The organism is Vibrio sp. OPT20, from assembly GCF_963889365.1.
Classification (GTDB): Bacteria; Pseudomonadota; Gammaproteobacteria; order Enterobacterales; family Vibrionaceae; genus Vibrio; species Vibrio splendidus.
In genome coordinates, this window is sequence record NZ_CAWPOA010000058.1 from 783,817 (window position 1) to 802,882 (window position 19,066).

The following is a 19,066-nucleotide window of genomic DNA, read 5'->3' on the forward strand; positions in this document are numbered from 1 at the left end:
CTGTCTGACATATCGAATATTGGAGAATTCGATCGAGCAAACTAAGCTCTTCTAGCTTAGGTCTAAGAACGTTTGACCTTTTTAGACATGTAGTCAGTATCAAAAAACTCAGGCCAGTACATTTTCACGTAACCACCTGCAACCCAAATCACTAGGATGGTCGCGATGGTTAACTCGAAGAAACCAAACTTGTGCAGCCAATACCATTGTGGGTATTCCGCGCCGAAAAACGTAGTTAGACGATGCATGGCAATAGCGCTGATCACGGAAGGGAAAGTGACGGCAGCAATTGAAGGTTGGAATTTCAGACGCATCAATCGTATGTAACACAAGTAGATCAATAGTGTCATGGTGATAGCAATGCCAGCCAACGCGCCTGTTAGAATCGGGTCTGGGTCGTCGAAGTTAACCAAGTAAGCCGCTAAAGACAGGTTCACAGGTGCTGCCATGATGGCTAAGGTTGGTCTTGCTCGGCGTGGCAGGTTTCCTTCGAATACCAAGCGGTACAACACCACTGGCAGCATTAGGAAATAGATACCGATACAAGTGGCCGCAAGTGTTTCTGAAAAAACGGTGTGCCCAAATTGTGAACCTGCTAAGGAACTGCTGATTAACCCCACCGGATACAGAAACCAACTCGGTACAATGTTCGACATTTTGAAGTTGATGATCTGGAAACTAAAGAACAACACCATCATGGTAAAATGCAATAACAACGCGCAGAACCAGACTGGGTAAGCAATGACTGGAGAGATTTCGGCTAAATAGTCGCATAGAATCAATAACGCCATGCTCATTGGTGCCATCAAGCTTCCACTAAGCGGATGACGAATGTCATTGATGAAAGTATTAAAGCTGGTGAGATAACGAAGTAAAACGGGTAGCAATAACAGTGCGCCAAATGCAGCAAGGTAAGGGCGAATGATCTCACCAACCCCAGGCAGATATAATGCCCAAGCTTGTCCTAGTCCAATAACGCCAAGTGCCAAAGACGCCTGAGATGGCGGCACATTTTTTACTTGGGTTAACCTTCTCCAGTTCAACGCCTTTCTCCAACTAGTTATTTATAGGATATGAGTTATATAGAATGTGAGCTGTTTATATAATATGAGTCAATTATAGAATTTTTGCTCTAGAGTGAGCGCTCAGCTGCGTCCTCAATAGATGTTAAGGACACTCAAATAATTTTGAGTGGATGATAGCAAGTTTAACGTTTGCTTTTTTGATTTTGATACGAAATCGGGACATTAAGCACGAGGAAAGTGTGCTTTATTTTTTTGAGTGATTTATAAATACCGAGCTTGGTTTGCTCATGTATTAGTGGAACTTAACGAGTTACGTTTAAGTCCCACATTTGAACTGAAGTTTTCAATGTAATTAACGAACTTCCTCTTGCTGAGGGAGATCTTGCTGTCTTAGTTTCTCGTTTTTCAGCGTACGGTTAAGTAGTTGGCTGTAAATTGGCTGACCACCTAACATCTGAGCAATGATTACCGCGCCTAAGCAGGTGATGATCAACGGTAAGATGAGGTAGTAGTTATTGGTCATTTCAATAACCAACAGTATGCCAGTGATAGGCGCTCGCACGGTGGCGGCAAATAAGGCGCCCATGCCGGCAATCGCAAACATACCCGGCTCTATGTTCAGTTCAGGAAAGAATGCAGCCGCGATAAGCCCAAACGCGTAACCAAAGAGTGTTCCTAGGGCAAGCATTGGTGCAAAGATACCACCCGGTGCACCAGAGCCGAAACAAAGTAGCGTGGTGAGCACGCGCCCTAAGAAGATTAACAGCAGCACGTTTGCGTTGTAGTTGCCATTCGTGATGTTCGGGATGATACCAATACCACCGCCAGTCAACTCGGGTATATAGAGCAGCAATAAGCCAAAGCAACCGCCCAGCAGGGAACCTGTCATTAAGTAGCGTTTACGGTCATTCTTGTGTATTGCCACAAACAGGTCTTGCGAAAGTGTAATCAGCTTATTGAAAATCACACCAAACAGGCCGAACAACACGCCTAACAACAAGAATAACCACAGAGCATCCAGTTCAGGCGGTTGGTATTGAGGCATAGTGATAACGGCAGATTGTCCGTTGATTGATCGAAAAACGATGTTGGCTGAAACCGCGGAGATGATGACGGCTTTAATTGATATGAGTGAGTAGCGAAACTGTGGTCTCATCTCCTCGACTACAAACATGATGCCAGCCAGTGGTGCATTGAATGCGGCGGCTAAACCACCTGCGGCACCCGAAGCTAATAGTGAGTGGCGAGTATCGTCATCTTTAACTCGAAAGATATCGGTGACCATGCGACCAATACTGCCGCCCATTTGAACGGTTGGTCCTTCTCGACCTAAAACCATACCAGAGCCTAATGCGCCCATACCGCCAAAGAATTTTACTGGCAATACTCTCCACCATCGAACAGGGCGCATACCGTCCATAGCACCTTCAATTTCGGGGATGCCTGAGCCTGCAGCCTCTGGAGCAAAGCGGTGAACGAGGAAGTAACCAATAAAGGCAAATGCAGCACTAATAAGGAAAGCGGCCAGCCAAAGGGGTAAATAGCTACCGATTTCATCTTTAAGCCAATCGGTACGAGTTTCTGTGATGAAATGAACCGCGACTTCGAAATAGGTACCCACTACGCCAGCAAGTACACCTACAATACAAGAAAGAAAGAGAACGGAAGCGGGTGTCTTATCTCTTGAGAGAAATTGATTAATAGCATCCCTTGGCATTTTGGCTAATAAGGATTGCTTAATTTTCTCTCTTCTGGTCATTGAGATAAGGCTCCTGAATGGGTTAAGGCGGGGTTGTCATAAATTATACGCGTCCTCTGCATATCCTATAGCAGCAAAGATGAAAAGTTGAATTTCATTTATGGAATGTACGTGTTACATAAATGGAATCTATGGGCAATTGTGGAATCGCCGTCACAATTTTGATCGATTCTCTGGTGGTGGCTTGAATATCCCCAAAAATGAACCATAGTTAAATCGTAAAGCAAAATAACGAACCGCAAGGAGAAGTGAGGTTTTACACACAATTTGGATGGATTCAGAAAAAAAGTTTTAGTTCCTCGTTAAATGTTCAGGTCGATATTTAAGGCTTCCTGATTCGCGAACTCACGATTGAGTAACGAGGGTGAGGCGTACTGAGTAAGTACGCCTTTAGTTCGTCTGGAGCATTCATTTTTCATCGTTACCCCCTTTCTAGTGACACTCATACAACTTCTGGCTTAAATCATTCTCCGTATAAACAAGCGATTGGGGTCAATTTCTTCGTGATTGTGTATATACTCCCTTAAAAAGGAGAACTGATATGACCAAAAAAGTTCCTACAAACATAATTACGGGTTTCTTGGGTGTTGGCAAAACGACAGCTATTTTGAACCTGCTCAAAAATAAACCTGAGAATGAAAACTGGGCTGTCCTGGTTAATGAGTTTGGCGAAATCGGCATTGATGGCGCATTAATGACAGACCAAGGTGCTTTAATTAAAGAAGTACCGGGTGGCTGCATGTGTTGTACTGCAGGTGTGCCTATGTCGGTAGGTATTAATGCCTTACTGCGCCAAAAGCCGGACCGTTTATTGATTGAGCCAACTGGGCTTGGTCACCCTAAACAGGTTATTGCGACACTAACTTCAGAGCAATACACACCTTATGTTGATTTAAAAGCGACGCTTGGCTTGGTTGACCCACGAAACCTATCCAATGAAAAGTACACGTCGAATCAGAATTTCAATGATCAACTGGACAGTGCAGATGTGATTCTTGGTACTAAGGTTGACCTTGTTCATTCTGAAGACATCGATGTGTTCAATGATTGGGTGACGGATCAAACGCCAGCAAAAGTCTTCCATAAGCTAATTCACGATGGTGAAGTGCCATTGGAAGTGTTGGACATTGAAAGAGTATACGGCAGTGCTTCCTCTCATATTGAAGCGCACCATCACGATCACGCTGAACAAGAGCCTCAATTCCAACTTCCTCCCGGTGAAGCGTTCATCCGTAAAGAGAATAAAGGACAGGGTTATTTCAGTTGCGGTTGGCTATTTGGTGCAGAGCATAAGTTCGACTTCGATGCGCTATTCTCAATGTTGTCGGATCTAACGGCTGAACGTGTAAAAGCCGTGGTGAATACTGACCAAGGTTGCTACGCATTCAATGTGGCGAATCAAGTGGTGTCCGTGAATGAAATTTCCCTTGATGGCTTTGAGTCTCGTCTTGAAGTGATCGACTCGCAGTTAATGCCTTGGGACGATCTCGAGCAGATTCTACTCAAGCTGTGTGGCATCAAATAGCGCCATTTTTACTGTTTGAACTGATGATCTCGGTGTTTACTTCGTTGAAGGTGGGGTAAACACCAGATTAAATGAGAAAGTTTGCGTTATATCACGATAAATGTGAGATAAATCACTCTAATTACTTTATAGTGCTCGGCTGAAATAAGAATGTAGGCTGTCTGCTTAAGGAACCCGTAACAATGTCATTTTCCTCTCAAGGTTTTGCTCCTGAATTAGTCAAAGCGTTGACTGAGTGTGGTTATGAAAAACTCACTCCAATTCAACAAAAGGCGATTCCAATGGCTCGTAAAGGCCATGATATTTTTGCTACTGCTCAAACCGGTACGGGTAAAACAGCGGCATTTTCATTGCCTGTTATTCAGCACCTTTTGAACAGCGGTAAAAAGGCGTCTAGAGGAACGGCTCGCGGCCTTATTCTTGCTCCAACTCGAGAGCTCGCTGCGCAGATCGCTCAAAACATTAAAGACTACGTTAAATACACTGAACTAAGCGTTTCAGCGGTTTACGGTGGTAACAAAATGTCTTCACAAGTTCGTCAATTAGAACTGGGTGTGGATATTTTGGTTGCAACACCTGGCCGTTTGGAAGAACACTTAGAAGCGGGTAACGTGTCTATCGCAAACCTAGAATTTCTAGTATTCGATGAAGCTGACCGTATCCTTGATATGGGCTTTATCAATGCCGTTCGTAAGATCATGTTGGATGTAGAAACATCGCCGCAAATCATGATGTTCTCAGCAACGACTTCTACTCAGTTAAACCAACTGTCTGTTGATATTCTACGTAAACCAAAACGTATCAGTGTTGAGCGCGAAAACTCAACGGCTGCTACTGTTGGTCACGTGGTTTACCCTGTGGATCAAGAGCGTAAAACAGAACTGCTTTCTGAGCTGATTGGCCGTAAAAACTGGCGCCAAGTGCTTGTGTTCGTGAACTACAAAGAAACAGCGAATGACGTCGTTAAAGAGCTTAAATTAGACGGCATTAAAGCGGTACTTTGTCACGGTGATAAAGCACAAAGCGCTCGTCGTCGTGCTTTGGATGACTTCAAAGAAGGCAGAGCACGTGTGATGGTAGCAACCGACGTTGCAGCTCGTGGTCTTGATATCGAAGACTTACCACATGTAATTAACTACGACATGCCTTTCCTAGCGGAAGATTACGTTCACCGTATTGGCCGTACAGGTCGCGCTGGTAAACAAGGTCATGCGATTTCTTTCGTTAACCGCGAAGAAGAGTTGACTGTTGTTCAAGTTGAAACACTGATTCAACAACGTATTCGTCGTGTTGAACAACCGGGTTATGAACCGAAGAAACGTGATGCTTACATCGAGAAGCTGAACACTAAATCGGCGTACAAAAACCGTCAGGGTCGTAAGAACAACGCGAACGAAGAACCTCAAGATCAAGCAAGCGCTGAACGTCGTTTGACTATGATGAAGCGAATTAAAAACCGTCGTAAGTAAAATTACGGTTGGTAATGGAAAAGAGCCACTGTATTGTGGCTCTTTTTCGTTGTGTCGCTAAATATAAGGTAGCTCCTTAGAAAGACAGCTCAACAAGCTAAACACTTAAATAAAAATAAGTCGATAAGGTAATAATATGGATAGCGCACTACTTTGGGCTTTTATTCCCACATTTTTCTTTGTGTCAATTACGCCCGGTATGTGTATGACCTTGGCTTTGACGCTAGGAATGAGTGTTGGATACAAGCGTACATTATGGATGATGATCGGTGAATTGGCTGGTGTTGCGGTGGTTTCTATTGCTGCGGTATTGGGTATTGCATCTATCATGTTGAATTACCCATGGTTATTTACGGGTTTCAAATTTGTTGGTGCAGCTTATTTGTTCTATTTAGGCGTCCAGATGTGGCGCTCAAGAGGCAAATTGGCGATTAGTACTGACAACCAAACAACAAAAGTCAGTAATGATTGGGATTTGGTGGTGCAAGGCTTCGTGACAGCGATTGCGAATCCGAAAGGTTGGGCATTCATGATTTCGTTATTGCCTCCTTTTATTAACAGTAATAAAGACTTAGCACCGCAGTTGTTGATTTTAGTGTCTATTATTCTGGTTTCTGAGTTTGTCTGCATGACCTTGTATGCGACAGGTGGTAAGAGCCTAAAACATATGCTTGGTAAAGCCGATAACGTTAAGTTGATGAACCGCATTGCAGGTACGTTAATGATGGGCGTTGGTGTGTGGTTGTTCGTTAGCTAATTCTGGTTAGCCTACAACGAGCAGAGATCATCGACTCAGTCGTTCCTCCTTCTCGAGGATGACGGTGCGTGATTTGGTTTGGAGTGAAGAGCAGTTTACAAAGCCGCAGACCATTAGTTGAGTCAAAGAGCGTATAGAATATAAAAAGAGCGATAGGGCGTTTGGCCTTATCGCTCTTTTTGATTTTACTTAGCTAGCGAACAGAAACTAGATAACAGTAAGGTTGCTGATCTTTTCTGATCTTAGCTAGATTTGCTTATTAAACCGCGATTTCACCGCCGTCTTCACGGCGAATCACAACGGTAGATGCTCTTGGGCGAACATTGCCTTGAGTTTGTGCCGTTGCATCTTCTGAAGATGGCCAGTTTGCTGGGTGTTGAATGTTCACAAACAGTGATTTGAAATCTGGGCTGATGGTAAAGCCAGTTACTTCACATCCGTTTGGACCAACAAAGAAGCGTTTAAGTTGTGCTTGGTTGTTTGCATCAATTACCGCGCTGTTGCCGTTGTCATCCGTTAACTGAGATGGAACCACTGCCAGCATTTGGTCATTGGTGTAGCCAGTGACTTCGTCTGCGCCGTTATCTGTCTGAATCCACAAGATGCCACGAGCATCAAACGCTAAGCCGTCAGGACTCGCGAATTGGTTCATGTCTGTTAGACCTGAGCGGTTAATAGTCTTGTCTTCCACTGCTGGAGAGCCAAATACGAAGATATCCCAATCGAAGTCGCCTGCCGTTTTTCCTTCATCCCAACGGATAACATGACCGAACTTGTTGTCTACGCGAGGGTTTGCAGAGTTCGCTTCTTTACGCTTGTTGTTATTAGTCAGCGTTAGGTAAGCCGTGCCTGTCATTGGGTCAACAGAGCACCATTCAGGGCGATCCATTGGCGTTGCACCAACAAGGTCGGCAGCGCCTGCTGTATTGATGATAAGCGCTGCTTGAGAATCAAATGAATCACCTAACTTACCGCCGTTTGTGGTCTTACTGCTCAGAGTCAGTGGTAGCCAAGTGCCTGAACCATCATCGTTGAACTTAGCCACATACAGTGTGCCTTTGTCCATGTACTTGTCACCCGCACTTAGGCGATTGCTCGGCTCTGCATCACGCGGGTCCCATTTCTCTTCAGAAACGAATTTGTACAGGTATTCAAAGCGCGAATCGTGACCAGAGTAGAATACGATCGGCTCGCCTTCAGTCAACTTACCAAACGTACAGCCTTCGTGACGGAAACAACCCAGTGCAGAACGTTTCTTAGCGCGAGAGTTTGCTGTGTATGGGTCGATTTCAACAATGTAGCCGTGACCGTGTGCTTCGTTACGGTAATCGTCCATTGCTGACTCACCTGTTGGTGTTACGTCAAAGCGTGCAAACTCGTCTAAGCGTTCTTGTTTGTTACCTGAAAGTGTGTCCCAACCGTAACGTGTTTTGTCGGTTGCGATACCAATACGCTCTTGTGCTGGCGTTGTCTCGCCTTTGTTCACGAAATAACCCGGCCAGTTTTCTTCACACGTTAGGTAAGTGCCCCATGGCGTGTAGCCATTACCACAGTTGTTCAACGTGCCACGAGCTTGGCTGCCGTCTTGTGAGAACTTGGTTTTGGTAAATTCACTGTGAGCAACAGGGCCAGATAGATCCATCACTGTTGCGCCGGTGTAGCGGCGGTTCAGTGGATCGTTATCGACCATCACCCATTGGTTGCCTTCAAGTTTCACTCGAACAACACTCACGCCGTGCGCGTTGATCTCTTTACGTACTTCATCAAGGCTAGGGCGAGCGCCTTCGTTGTATGTTGGGCCGTTGGCGTGCAGCGCTTTTTGGTCGATGTATTCGTGGTTGATCACCAACAAACCGTCGTTGCTGTTGCCATTAAGCGGGAAGAAGTGCATACCGTCGTGGTGCATGCCCAGTGAGTTAGCTTGATCTTGTGCATTGTTGGTGCCGTCTTTTAACCAAGCCTTGCCTTGCTTGTTAAGTGGAGTACCCCAAGGAACTAATACCTGTGCTGTATAGCCTTTTGGCACAACGACACTGTCTGTCAATGATCCTTTAACCGATTCGAATGCAAGTGTTGCAGTGCTTTTTTGTGCGCCCGTTGCTTGCATTGTCGCAGCGTTAGCCGTGCTGTGACCCGCTAAACCAAACGCGCCAAATGCGGTCATTGCACTGATGCCTAAACCGCCTTTAAGAACGTTTCTTCTTGAAAGGTTCGCATCTAGAACTTCTTCGAAAGGCTTGTTGTTACTCTTGTTAAAACGAGTGCTATCAAATGTTTCCTTGCTCATCGGGACTGCTTCCTGTTGGCTGACTTTATTATTTGTTATTTATGACTTACCCACTTACTAATGAATTGGTTAATAAGTTGGGCAGATGTGTGAGCAATCGTGAAGCAGTTAAGTGACAGATTTTTTTAGTTTTGATTAAGGTTTTGTTTCTGTAGCACGATTTTTGCTGCTAAGCCTCTCGTGCAATACAAAACTCTTGGGAATTAACGAAGAACTGTGTATAAATGCTTTATCAAACGAAAAGAGAGACAGTTATGAAATTAGATAAAATCGAAAACAAAAATCGCCGCCTACGCAAGAAGTTATACCTAGGTGAATTCGCTATTCTAGGTTTTGAAGTAAGCTGCACGACTTCGATTGCTGATTTTGACCAATACGATGTGTTCATCGATGAATTTATCGATTTTATCGACAGCATCGGCCTGTGCTTTGGTGGCGGTGGTTTAGAGCTGTTCGAAGGTTTCTTATGTTCTATTGAGCGCTACCGTTCAGTGACAGAAGCAGAGCAACTGCAAGTGGCGCAGTGGCTTGAAGCTCGCGCAGAAGTAAGCAAAGTTGAAGTAAGCGAACTTGTTGACGCAAACTACGCATTCTAAATTGGTGTTGTTCGGCGAACTCAGTTGGAAGCGAATAGAGCTTTCCTGAGATAAGCTTTATACATCAGTGAAAGGCCCAGTCGGTATATCGATTGGGCCTTTTTGCGTTTGGTCTGCGCTATTCTTGAACCATGATTTCTTGTGTAACTCTCATTTCTAGAACGAGAGTTTCTATTTATATACCAGTCTCTTAGATCTATATCTCTGGATAGTAAGAAGTTTGAATAAACTTGTGAGAGTTTTATGAGAATTCAATGAAGTTGCTGATAGATTTGATCGCCATTCTTAGAGTCAACAACACCACAGTTCGTTCTGGCAAAGGTAACGGTATATCGCTGTTATTCGTTTTGTTGGCAACGATAGGACTCGATAAAGGATGGAATCAAAATGAACAAACGTACTCAAATCAGCTTAGTGATCAGCTCGGCTATGTTGACCCTCGGAGCGGCTCAGGTTCAGGCTGCAGAGCTTGAGGTGACCGTTACCAACGCAACAAAAGGGATCTACTTTACGCCTATCTTGGCAGCCGCTCATGACTCCAGCTTGTTCATGTTTAGAACGGGTGAGAGTGCTTCTGCGGAATTGGAATCGATGGCCGAAGGTGGCGATATTTCAGGTCTATCGAGTTTGATTGCAAACGCGGGTGGTGTGGTGGTTGAAAACCCAGCTACCGGTATTCTTAATCCGGGCGTCGCAACTACGTTTGATATCGACACTGGTGATTTAGCTTACTTGTCATTGGGTGCCATGCTGCTGCCAACCAACGACGGTTTTGTTGGCTTAGACAGTTGGAAAATCCCAACTCAAGCGGGCACCTACAAAGCGACTCTAAATGGCTATGACGCAGGCACTGAAGCGAATGATGAGTTGGCTGGCAGCATGCCAAACCCTCCATTTATTACCTTTGGAGCTGGTGGTACAGGTGTAGAAACTGCGGTATCAAACGCTAAGGTTCATATTCATCCGGGCAACATTGGTGATAGTAACGCAGCTGGCGGCATCAGTGACCTCGATAGCAGTAGTCATCGTTGGTTAAACCCTGTAGCTACTATCACCATTGTTGTGAAGTAAGGGGGATGTATGAAAGCTAGAATTCTATTTATCGCTGCATCAGTAGCTGTGTTAGCAGGTTGTCCGGACGATGACGACGATTACTATCGCTATGATGTCAGTGTGACTAACCTCACCCCCAATCAACCTATGTCACCCCTCGCGGTATTGACTCACAATAATAGCTTCAATCTGTTTGAAGTTGGGCAAAGCGCCTCTGTCGATCTGGAATACTTGGCGGAAGGAGGCAGTAATGCACAATTGCTTGCGCTCAGTGACAATGACGCCAATGTTTATCAAGGCATCTCAGGCAATGGGCTGATTCTTTCAGGTGAGCAAGACACGGTGTCTATTCGTGTTGACCCAAATCAAGAAGGGTATATCTCAGTTGCTTCCATGTTGGTGAACACCAATGATGCGTTTGTTGGTGAATCCGGTTTGTCACTCAAGTCATTAGCGGTGGGTGATACCTTTGTGATGAACATGAATGTTTGGGATTCAGGAACGGAATTGAACGACGAGCTTGCTGCAACGATTCCGGGACCTGCGGGCGGTGGTGAGGGTTTTAATACCACACGAGACGACACCGATGTAGTGAGTTTCCACTCTGGTGTAATCAGCCAAGATGACGGCCTTACGACGTCTGCTTTAAGTGCTAACCATCGTTTCCTCAACCCAGGAGCAAGAATCACCATTACTCGAACTGAGTAATAGGGTTGAAAGTACGATGAAAGAATTCCTGCTCTGTTCCGGTCAATTGAAAGGTAGGCAGACTCCGAATAGAGCAGGGATCATGAATAGTGCTGCGGTAAATTTGATGGCAAACATATTGTTGGTTGAAGACGATGATGACCTAGCTGAACTGGTGCAGATGCATCTTAAGTTCCAAGGCCATGACGTAATAAGAACTAATGTGATTGAAAAGGCTCAGGCGCTCTATAAAGATGGTTATTTCGATTTAATCGTACTGGATCGTGGCTTGCCTGACGGAGATGGACTCGATTTTTGTCGAATGTTACGTCAGCAAGAAGATTGGACGCCGGTACTCATGCTAACCGCAAGGGATGCTGAGCTAGATAAGGTGTCAGGTTTAGAAGCCGGTGTTGATGACTACATAACGAAACCTTTCAGCGTTCTCGAGTTTCAAGCAAGAGTGAGGAACGTACTTCGCCGTTTAAACCATGTTGAATCAGTCACTCAAGAGGCTATGACAACAGAATCGGTTATGAATTTTGGTGGACTCATTATCCAACCTGAACGCCATCAGGTTTCACTCAATAACCGAGATGTACCGCTTACTGCTACCGAGTTTACCTTACTTCACTTCTTAGCAACCCGCCCGGGACGTGTGTATAGCAAAGACGAGCTGCTCGATCACGTTTGGAATACTCATCACTCTGGCTATCACCATACTGTGTGTAGCACGGTCAACCGTCTAAGAACCAAGCTTGCGATGCCCAATAGTGATGATGATTTCATTAAAACCGTTTGGGGTGTTGGCTATAAGTTTGAGTCAAAAGCTTAGGTCTATGTGTCGCGTCCTAAGTTTACTAAAAAGCCAGTAAGACCTACGAGCCATCGAGGAGATAACATGAGTTTCAAATCACGTTTAGTGCTGTTCACAAGTTTGTGGTTTTTGTTGGTAAGTGTGGTGATTGCTTACACTTATCATTGGCAAAAAGAGACCATAGAACAAAGAACCAAGCAGAGCTTACATAAAGAGCTCGCAGTTCATATGCGCGATGATAATCCTCTCATGATCGGTACAGACTACAATCCCAAAGCACTCAAATCTATATTCCATACCTTGATGTTGATAGGGCCTGATTTTGATATCTATTTTCTGGATAGTCAGGGCAATATCACCACTAATGCGGCGCCAGAAGGCACTGTGTTAGCCAATCAGATAGATCTAGCGCCCATTCAACAGTTCTTAAATGACGAGCCTTATCCGATTTTGGGCGAAGACCCGATCAACCCAGGCTCTCCTAAAGTATTTTCTGTGGCGGCGATTGAAGAGCTAGGGTCGACGGTAGGTTATTTGTATGTGGTGATAGGAAGTAATCGCCATACTGTGATCACCAACTCTCAGGTTGATACACCATACATCGCACTTGCAGGGCTTGTGCTGGTTTCTATTTTTGGCTTTGCGATTGGAGCTTATCTGCTAGTGAAACGCAGTCTGTTGAACCCAATAGAGGCGGTAACCAATAAATTGCAGCAACAAGCTGAGCAAGATTTTAGATTGGAACCTAACTTTGTCCATCAAGTGCCAGAATTGGTGCCCATTGCACGTTCTTATCAATTGATGGCGAAACACATCCAACAACAGTTTTTGCAGCTTGAGTATCAGTCATCACACCGCAGACAAAGCTTATTACAGCTCAGTCATGATTTGAAAACGCCATTATCGAGTGTTCTTGGCTACCTAGAAACGTGGAAGATTCAAAATCCGAAGTCAGACCCGTTGATTGACGTCGCTTACCGCAATGGCAACAAGTTGTCTGAACAGCTCCATTCACTACTCGATAGCGCCAAGAATGATAATCCTGTGCCTAAGTATCAATACGCTTCAATCGATTTTAATGTGTTGATGAACGAATGCTTAGAAACGATACAAAGCCAGTATCACCATAAGAATGTTGAGTTGAACGTCAATATACCTATTGGAATCAAGGCTGTGGGTGACGGTGATTTACTTGAGAGGCTGATCTTGAATCTGCTAGATAATGCATTGAGGCATAGCCCGAGCGGAACAATGGTGTCGTTAGATGTAGGTTTAGAATCGGATTCAAAACGGGTGAAGGTCGTTATCCATAATGAAGTTGAACTAGAGGCCCCTAATGGTTCGTTAGGTATTGGCACCAAAATCGCTCAGTCGATACTGATGTTGCATCATAGTGTTTTAGAAACAACAAAAGCAGACAACTCATTTCAACAAAGTTTCTATTTGCCTTCGGTTTAGCCCTGTCTGCCTTCGATTTAGTTCCAATTTCTTTCGATATCGTTTTTCTTGCCGCCGTTCTAGGGGATAGGCGAGTTGTTCCTTGAGTAACGAACAACTCGTTGAGCCGCTTTTAAGTTGAGAAGTTGAGAAGTTTTTAAGTTGAAGGGACTTTATGCGTCTTTTTTGTCTTCATTGCCTTCATTTAGTTCAGCATAGAAGTGCAGCAACTCTGTGAGCTCTTTTACCCAACCAAATGCTTCTGTCGGTGCTTTCAACAAAATCTTTTCGACTTTGTCACAGTGAGTTTCAAGGCTGATCGCTTGCTCAAGGTTGAACGACATTGCATAGAAGTGCCAAAGCAATAGTCGAGTCATGCGCTCGATGTTTTGCTGTGAGTTATCCGACTCACTAAATGCAAGGTTCACTTCACTCAGCGCGATTGCGGTCATTCGTAGCATTGCATCGAACTTCGCTGACTGCATGCGCTCTTCATTGGTCACTTCTTCTTGTTCGAACGTAAACAGTTCCGTCATTGCATCTTCAGGGACAAGGCGATGAATCATTCTTAAACTAAATTCTTCTAGTTCTTCACGAGGCATGTTGTTTAAGCAAGTTAAAGTGTAATCGCGTTGCATGGTGTTCTCTTGGATCTGCAAAAAGGTCGGACAGTTTAATGGAGAAGCGAGTTCAGAAAAAGCAGATTTTAGATAAGCCTACGTTTGTAGGCTTATCTATGTACTACAAGCCCTAAAATTGATGTTTAGGGGAACTGTATTTAGGTTTGAACGCAGTATCAGGCTTTGCTATGGCTTGGCGGTTGATACTGCATAGACTGGTCGTTTCTCATGAAAATGTTGCTCGCGACCAAGCTGCCGATACAAATCGAACCAAGCGCTAACCAAGTCATCGTATCTGGAATCTCGTTAAACAGTGGGATCGCCAACAAAGTTGCAACGGCGGGTGTTGCACTGCCAAAGGCGGCTGATCGCTCGGCTCCTAGTGTATTAACAGCATAGAGATAAGTGAATGCCGCTATTAGGCCTGCGCCGACGCCTTGCACCACTGAATGTACGGCAAGCTCTGTGACTGGCCACTGAGCAATTGGTGTGCTCATTAAATGGCTAGGGAGGGTTCCTGTAAGGATAAGGATCAGTAATAGCAAAGTGGAACAGAATGAGATAAAACCTGCACTCACGAGCGCATTAAGATTGGCAACACGTGCTGAGATGGTAAAAGTCGCCCACATTAAGCTGCCACACAAAAACAACAAGTGACCTTTGGTGTATTCAAAGTTGAAGCTGCTTAAGCTATTTCCTAGAAACAACAATATCCCGAGTAAAACAAGACCTAAACCAACGACACGGTGTCGGCTAAGCGGTTGTTTAAAAAAGAGTACCGCGATCCCTGTTACGAACAAAGGAAGCGTTCCCGGAACCAAAGCACTCCCGTGTGATACCGGAACAAACTGCATGGCTGTCCCTGCAACGAGTAAATAAGGCAACCCGCACCCTACAAACATACCGGCCAAGTATCGATTCGGGACAGCAGCGATCGTGCTGCGTGCTTTCCACATCAAAGGCAATAGCACCAATGCAGGTATGAGGAATCGAGTCAGTGCGATGTCTGCAGGTGTTAAGTCTGAATTTGCGCCGCCTTTAAGAGAAAGGAAAAAGCTCGCCCAGATGAGCAGAGTGACAATAATAGATAGGTAACCAAGCTTCATAATAAACAAGGAAAGTGGATGATGACTCATTATGGGGTACTTGGTGTGCCACAAGTTGGCAAGTTTTGTTCGAACTTGAGTCACGGTTGATGATTTCTGCTAATATTTCCCAAATTGTTAACGAATTTAACCAATGATCGGTATTTGCTATGGATAGGATTGATAGACATCTTCTTGAGTTGCTTCAGAAAGACGGCAGGCTAACCACGGCTGAGTTAGCTGATGAGGTTGGCTTATCGGCTTCACCGTGCGCGAGACGCATCAAAAGACTGGAAGAAAAAGGGATTATTGATGGCTATCGTGTGAGCCTGTCACGAGAACAGGTCGGCATCGCAATGAGTGTGTTTGTTGAGGTGAGCTTAAACAACCACCAAGAAGTGTCGATCGATAAATTTGAAAGTGCAATTGTCGAGATGGAAGAGGTCATTAGCTGTCACGTTGTATCCGGAGCTTATGACTATCTTTTAGAAGTTGTCAGCCCAAATCTTATGGCTTATGAAGCATTTACAAGAAAGCTACAGCGACTCTCTAACGTAAAAGATATACATACTCATCTTGCGATTAGGCAAGTGAAAGGCAATGCGCCACTTCCGGTTTATACTGACTAAGCTATAGGTAGGGGAGATGTCTTTGGGTGAAATGAGCTGAAAACGAAATGACTTTCGTTGTTAAACTAGGGTGCCGCTGCTCTTAAAGACAGTCGTCAAATACCAGATGCGCAGCAATAAAAAACGGAGCGCCTCGTGAAAGGCACTCCGTATATGATAGGTGCAAAACTTAGTGATACTTAAAGTTAGAGATTGAACAATCCCCAGTTTGAGCGTTAATTCTGAATGAGAAAGCATGTGAATGATAATCCACACCGTCATTCCAAATCGTCTCTCCAAATATCTTACATAGCTCTAGCTCACTTACTGAACCGAACTCTTCCATGTGTTTAGCTACAGATAAAAGTTTACCTCTTATCTCCGCAGTCCATTCCGTGTTACTCAAGCAGTTGAAAGCCATAGTTTTTTGCATATTACCTAGCCAAAATGTTTCTTGTTATTAAGTTATATGAATAATCATGATAACAATTTCTTGGCGTTTGTAAATCTATTTTGTGATGAATATCTCACATACTCGCTTGCATTGGTCGGAAATTGAACTTTATTGTTGATAGTTCGCACATTAGTTTTACAACTTATTGATAAAGCTTTGATTAACGAGTTATCTGACTATTTTGGCTTGAGGGAAGCATATTTATCGGAAAAATCCAGTCGATAAAGCGATGAAACCTAGTAATGTTTTCAGTTTGGGCCATCGTTTGTCGGTTGGTTTGCGTGACGTGCTTCGTCAATCATCGTGGCTTCTTTGCGGTATTTTGAAGACAGCCGACGGAACTTTTCACTGAGTGTATGGAGATCTTGCGAGAGTGATTGTGAGCTTTGTACATGCACCTGCGCACTTTCTGTCTGTTGCGGTAGTTTTGCGTTGGTGCAATGTTTAGCGACGGCTTGCCAAGAATGCGTTAGAGATTCCGCCCCGTCTAGCTCGGTAGACACAACGTATGCCTGTTTTAATAGAACCTCAGAGACATCGTAAGCGGTATTCATATGACTATTGAGCTGTACATTAAACCTTTGTTCGTACTTTGCCCAAAGTTCAATGATCTGCTTTCTGGTGAAATGTTTGGATAACAGCGTTTGTGATTCATAGGTTGAGAGAACTTGGTTGAATTCTTTAGTGTATTGGTTGTACCGCCCTTCAAATGAGAGTTGGCGGTCCAACAGTACTTGCCAGTTTTCACGGTCACAATGGTTTGCTAGCGCGACATTAGCACTCAAAGGTACACTCACAATGATAACCTTCACCCAAAAACTCATGACTTTCCTCTACTTACTGCGTTCTCTATAGAGAGTATAGATGAGCAGCAGCATGAGTTGATGTACACTTGAAAGATACCTAAAACGGAAGAGCTGGTGGATTTGATGAAAAAAGCGCTGATCGCTTTACTTGTGTTGTTAATATTGGGCGGAGGAGCGGCGTATTACTTCTTGGTCATGAATAAAGACCCAATTCCACCAGAGAAAATGGAAGAGCCAGCTGCAGAAGTTGCTCAGCAGTCAGATTCTGAGCTCGCACCCATCATGGATCTTCAGCCTGAACTAGAACAGACCGAATTTTACGTTTTGGATAGAAAGCTCGAAGTGGTAGAGCAGCCTGAAATTGATGGGTTGATAACAGATTACCTCTATAAAGGTGAAAAGGTCGAAGTTTTAGAGAAACAAGGCGAATGGGCTCGTATCTCAGATTACATCGTTCTAAAAGAAGGCGGGCCACAGACAGCCGAATGGGTTTCGATGTCTGGCCTATCTAATGATGAAGTGATTATTTCCGAGAAAGAAAGCATAGAGATATTGGATTCATATTTGGTTAAATCCGACGATCTTAAGATCCATAAAGAGACGTTCCGCAATACGGTTGCAGAGCTGATCTCTGATGGCGAATGTGACCCAAGTGACTTCGAGGAGTTAGGTGGTTGGGTGAAATCGGTGAAGTACAGTGACCGAGATGTCTATTTTATTTATTGCGGCGGACTGTCTCTTGAAAATAAAATTTATTTAGATGTAAATACAAATGAAATATTTACGAAGTAGAATCCCACGCTCTATTTATTAATAATGTTTACTTAAGCCCACTCATAGATTGAGTGGGCTTTTTTTGTCTATTCATAATGTTCATCTTTCCAATCCAGAACGTTAATTATATTGAGGTTCATATAGAATGATAAGGAACCATTTATTAATGGCTAATTAAAGTTTCGTTATTATTCTCATGATCAATCATTTCAAATTCCCATATTGCATTCTTCTTGAAACAAGCTGAGAGATATAGGTTTGTCTCGTATTAACAAAGACTTATCTGCTTGGTGATAAAAGTGAAATTAAATAAACCTTATTAAAATCAAAGCATTATGTCGATTTACATCCATGTAACATTTCATTGGTTTTGGAACGTAAGTCTAGTTTTTAATCATAATACGAAAATATTTTTTATTTGTAATAATAATTTTTGATTTTGAGTTGTAGGGTTTAATTAAAGCAAAACGTAAAGTTTAATTATCAACTAAGACATTATCTTATTAACATCATTGTTATTTAATTGCTTGTAAGGGATGGAACCATTAATGAAAAAGCTTGCTTTAATTACAGGGTCAAAAGGCGGTATCGGCTCAGCAATTTCCTCTAAATTAGTTGCAGACGGTTATCGTGTTATCGCGACCTATTTTACTGGGAATTATCAGTGCGCACTGGATTGGTTTAACGAAAAACAATTTACTGAAGACCAAGTGCGATTGTTTGAATTAGATGTCACCAACACCGCTGAATGTGCACAGAGCCTAAGCAAGTTGTTAGAAGAAGAAGGCACGGTGGATGTTTTGGTAAACAACGCAGGTATTACTCGTGACAGCGTCTTCAAAAAGATGGATGCCGAAGCTTGGAAAGATGTGATTGAGACTAACCTCAACAGCCTTTTCAATGTGACACAGCCTCTGTTTGCACCGATGTGCGAAAAGGGCAATTGCCGAGTCATCAACATCTCTTCCGTCAATGGCCTAAAAGGTCAGTTTGGACAAACTAACTACTCGGCGGCTAAAGCGGGAATGATTGGTTTTTCAAAAGCTTTGGCAGCAGAGGGGGCTAGAAGCGGTGTGACGGTAAACGTGGTTGCCCCTGGCTACACCGGCACCCCTATGGTTGAGCAAATGAAGCCTGAAGTACTTGATTCAATTAAAAACCAAATTCCAATGAAACGTTTAGCGACACCTGTAGAAATTGCAGACGCAGTGGGCTTTTTAGCAAGTGAATCTGGCGCGTACATTACAGGCGAAACACTGTCTGTTAATGGCGGCTTGTACATGCACTAATCGGCGAAACTGAAGGGA

At 43.9% G+C, this 19,066-nt stretch carries 18 protein-coding genes; 11 read left to right on the forward strand and 7 right to left on the reverse strand.

Annotation, left to right across the window (positions count from 1 at the left end; translation table 11 throughout):
- Nucleotides 1–62: 62 nt before the first annotated feature.
- Together AACR09_RS15535 and clcA are read right to left on the reverse strand one after the other, a co-directional pair.
- Complete coding sequence (locus AACR09_RS15535) at nucleotides 63–1,010, reverse strand: TDT family transporter (protein WP_102492179.1); 948 nt, start codon at nucleotides 1,008–1,010, stop codon at nucleotides 63–65.
- Between the two features lie 367 nt (nucleotides 1,011–1,377).
- Complete coding sequence (gene clcA / locus AACR09_RS15540) at nucleotides 1,378–2,784, reverse strand: H(+)/Cl(-) exchange transporter ClcA (protein WP_193835349.1); 1,407 nt, start codon at nucleotides 2,782–2,784, stop codon at nucleotides 1,378–1,380.
- Nucleotides 2,785–3,325: 541 nt separating this feature from the next.
- Between clcA and AACR09_RS15545 the strand changes: the two genes are divergently transcribed.
- The 3 genes from AACR09_RS15545 (at nucleotide 3,326) to AACR09_RS15555 (ending at nucleotide 6,535) form a co-directional block, all read left to right on the forward strand.
- Entirely contained in the window at nucleotides 3,326–4,309 is a 984-nt protein-coding gene (locus tag AACR09_RS15545; protein WP_017082085.1) for a CobW family GTP-binding protein, read from the forward strand.
- A gap of 182 nt (nucleotides 4,310–4,491) precedes the next feature.
- Nucleotides 4,492–5,778: a DEAD/DEAH box helicase gene (locus AACR09_RS15550; protein WP_017078304.1), complete on the forward strand. Its 1,287-nt coding sequence runs from the start codon at nucleotides 4,492–4,494 to the stop codon at nucleotides 5,776–5,778.
- A gap of 136 nt (nucleotides 5,779–5,914) precedes the next feature.
- Complete coding sequence (locus tag AACR09_RS15555) at nucleotides 5,915–6,535, forward strand: LysE family translocator (RefSeq protein WP_004731394.1); 621 nt, start codon at nucleotides 5,915–5,917, stop codon at nucleotides 6,533–6,535.
- Between the two features lie 259 nt (nucleotides 6,536–6,794).
- On the opposite strand, the gene AACR09_RS15560 is transcribed toward AACR09_RS15555, so the two are convergent.
- Complete coding sequence (locus AACR09_RS15560) at nucleotides 6,795–8,822, reverse strand: PhoX family protein (protein WP_193835350.1); 2,028 nt, start codon at nucleotides 8,820–8,822, stop codon at nucleotides 6,795–6,797.
- 254 nt (nucleotides 8,823–9,076) lie between these two features.
- Here AACR09_RS15560 and AACR09_RS15565 point away from each other — a divergent pair, with 254 nt between their 5' ends.
- The 5 genes from AACR09_RS15565 to AACR09_RS15585 all read left to right on the forward strand — a co-directional run bounded on the left by AACR09_RS15565 (nucleotide 9,077) and on the right by AACR09_RS15585 (nucleotide 13,433).
- Nucleotides 9,077–9,418: a YggL 50S ribosome-binding family protein gene (locus AACR09_RS15565; protein ID WP_004731398.1), complete on the forward strand. Its 342-nt coding sequence runs from the start codon at nucleotides 9,077–9,079 to the stop codon at nucleotides 9,416–9,418.
- 387 nt (nucleotides 9,419–9,805) lie between these two features.
- Nucleotides 9,806–10,489: a spondin domain-containing protein gene (locus tag AACR09_RS15570; protein WP_017078307.1), complete on the forward strand. Its 684-nt coding sequence runs from the start codon at nucleotides 9,806–9,808 to the stop codon at nucleotides 10,487–10,489.
- Between the two features lie 9 nt (nucleotides 10,490–10,498).
- Nucleotides 10,499–11,179, forward strand: a complete 681-nt coding sequence (locus tag AACR09_RS15575; RefSeq protein WP_102455263.1) for a spondin domain-containing protein — start codon at nucleotides 10,499–10,501, stop codon at nucleotides 11,177–11,179.
- A gap of 82 nt (nucleotides 11,180–11,261) precedes the next feature.
- Complete coding sequence (locus AACR09_RS15580) at nucleotides 11,262–11,993, forward strand: response regulator transcription factor (protein ID WP_193835382.1); 732 nt, start codon at nucleotides 11,262–11,264, stop codon at nucleotides 11,991–11,993.
- A 66-nt stretch (nucleotides 11,994–12,059) separates the two neighbouring features.
- Nucleotides 12,060–13,433: a sensor histidine kinase gene (locus AACR09_RS15585; protein WP_193835351.1), complete on the forward strand. Its 1,374-nt coding sequence runs from the start codon at nucleotides 12,060–12,062 to the stop codon at nucleotides 13,431–13,433.
- Nucleotides 13,434–13,585: 152 nt separating this feature from the next.
- On the opposite strand, the gene AACR09_RS15590 is transcribed toward AACR09_RS15585, so the two are convergent.
- Both AACR09_RS15590 and AACR09_RS15595 read right to left on the reverse strand, forming a co-directional pair.
- Entirely contained in the window at nucleotides 13,586–14,071 is a 486-nt protein-coding gene (locus AACR09_RS15590) for an exoribonuclease R (RefSeq protein WP_102258330.1), read from the reverse strand.
- 137 nt (nucleotides 14,072–14,208) lie between these two features.
- Nucleotides 14,209–15,138: a DMT family transporter gene (locus AACR09_RS15595; protein WP_193835383.1), complete on the reverse strand. Its 930-nt coding sequence runs from the start codon at nucleotides 15,136–15,138 to the stop codon at nucleotides 14,209–14,211.
- A gap of 149 nt (nucleotides 15,139–15,287) precedes the next feature.
- Between AACR09_RS15595 and AACR09_RS15600 the strand changes: the two genes are divergently transcribed.
- Nucleotides 15,288–15,746: an Lrp/AsnC family transcriptional regulator gene (locus AACR09_RS15600; RefSeq protein ID WP_017078313.1), complete on the forward strand. Its 459-nt coding sequence runs from the start codon at nucleotides 15,288–15,290 to the stop codon at nucleotides 15,744–15,746.
- 169 nt (nucleotides 15,747–15,915) lie between these two features.
- Here AACR09_RS15600 and AACR09_RS15605 read toward each other — a convergent pair whose 3' ends face one another.
- Both AACR09_RS15605 and AACR09_RS15610 read right to left on the reverse strand, forming a co-directional pair.
- The gene (locus AACR09_RS15605; protein WP_017062621.1) at nucleotides 15,916–16,158 is read right to left on the reverse strand and encodes a hypothetical protein; all 243 of its coding nucleotides are present in this window, start codon (nucleotides 16,156–16,158) and stop codon (nucleotides 15,916–15,918) included.
- A gap of 269 nt (nucleotides 16,159–16,427) precedes the next feature.
- Nucleotides 16,428–17,003, reverse strand: coding sequence for a hypothetical protein (locus AACR09_RS15610; RefSeq protein ID WP_193835352.1), 576 nt, complete (start codon nucleotides 17,001–17,003; stop codon nucleotides 16,428–16,430).
- A 96-nt stretch (nucleotides 17,004–17,099) separates the two neighbouring features.
- On the opposite strand from AACR09_RS15610, the gene AACR09_RS15615 reads away from it, so the two are divergent.
- Together AACR09_RS15615 and AACR09_RS15620 are read left to right on the forward strand one after the other, a co-directional pair.
- Entirely contained in the window at nucleotides 17,100–17,777 is a 678-nt protein-coding gene (locus AACR09_RS15615) for an SH3 domain-containing protein (RefSeq protein ID WP_193835353.1), read from the forward strand.
- Between the two features lie 530 nt (nucleotides 17,778–18,307).
- A complete protein-coding gene (locus AACR09_RS15620) occupies nucleotides 18,308–19,048 on the forward strand; it encodes an SDR family oxidoreductase (RefSeq protein WP_017109528.1) in 741 nt (246 codons plus the stop codon).
- Nucleotides 19,049–19,066 lie beyond the last annotated feature (18 nt).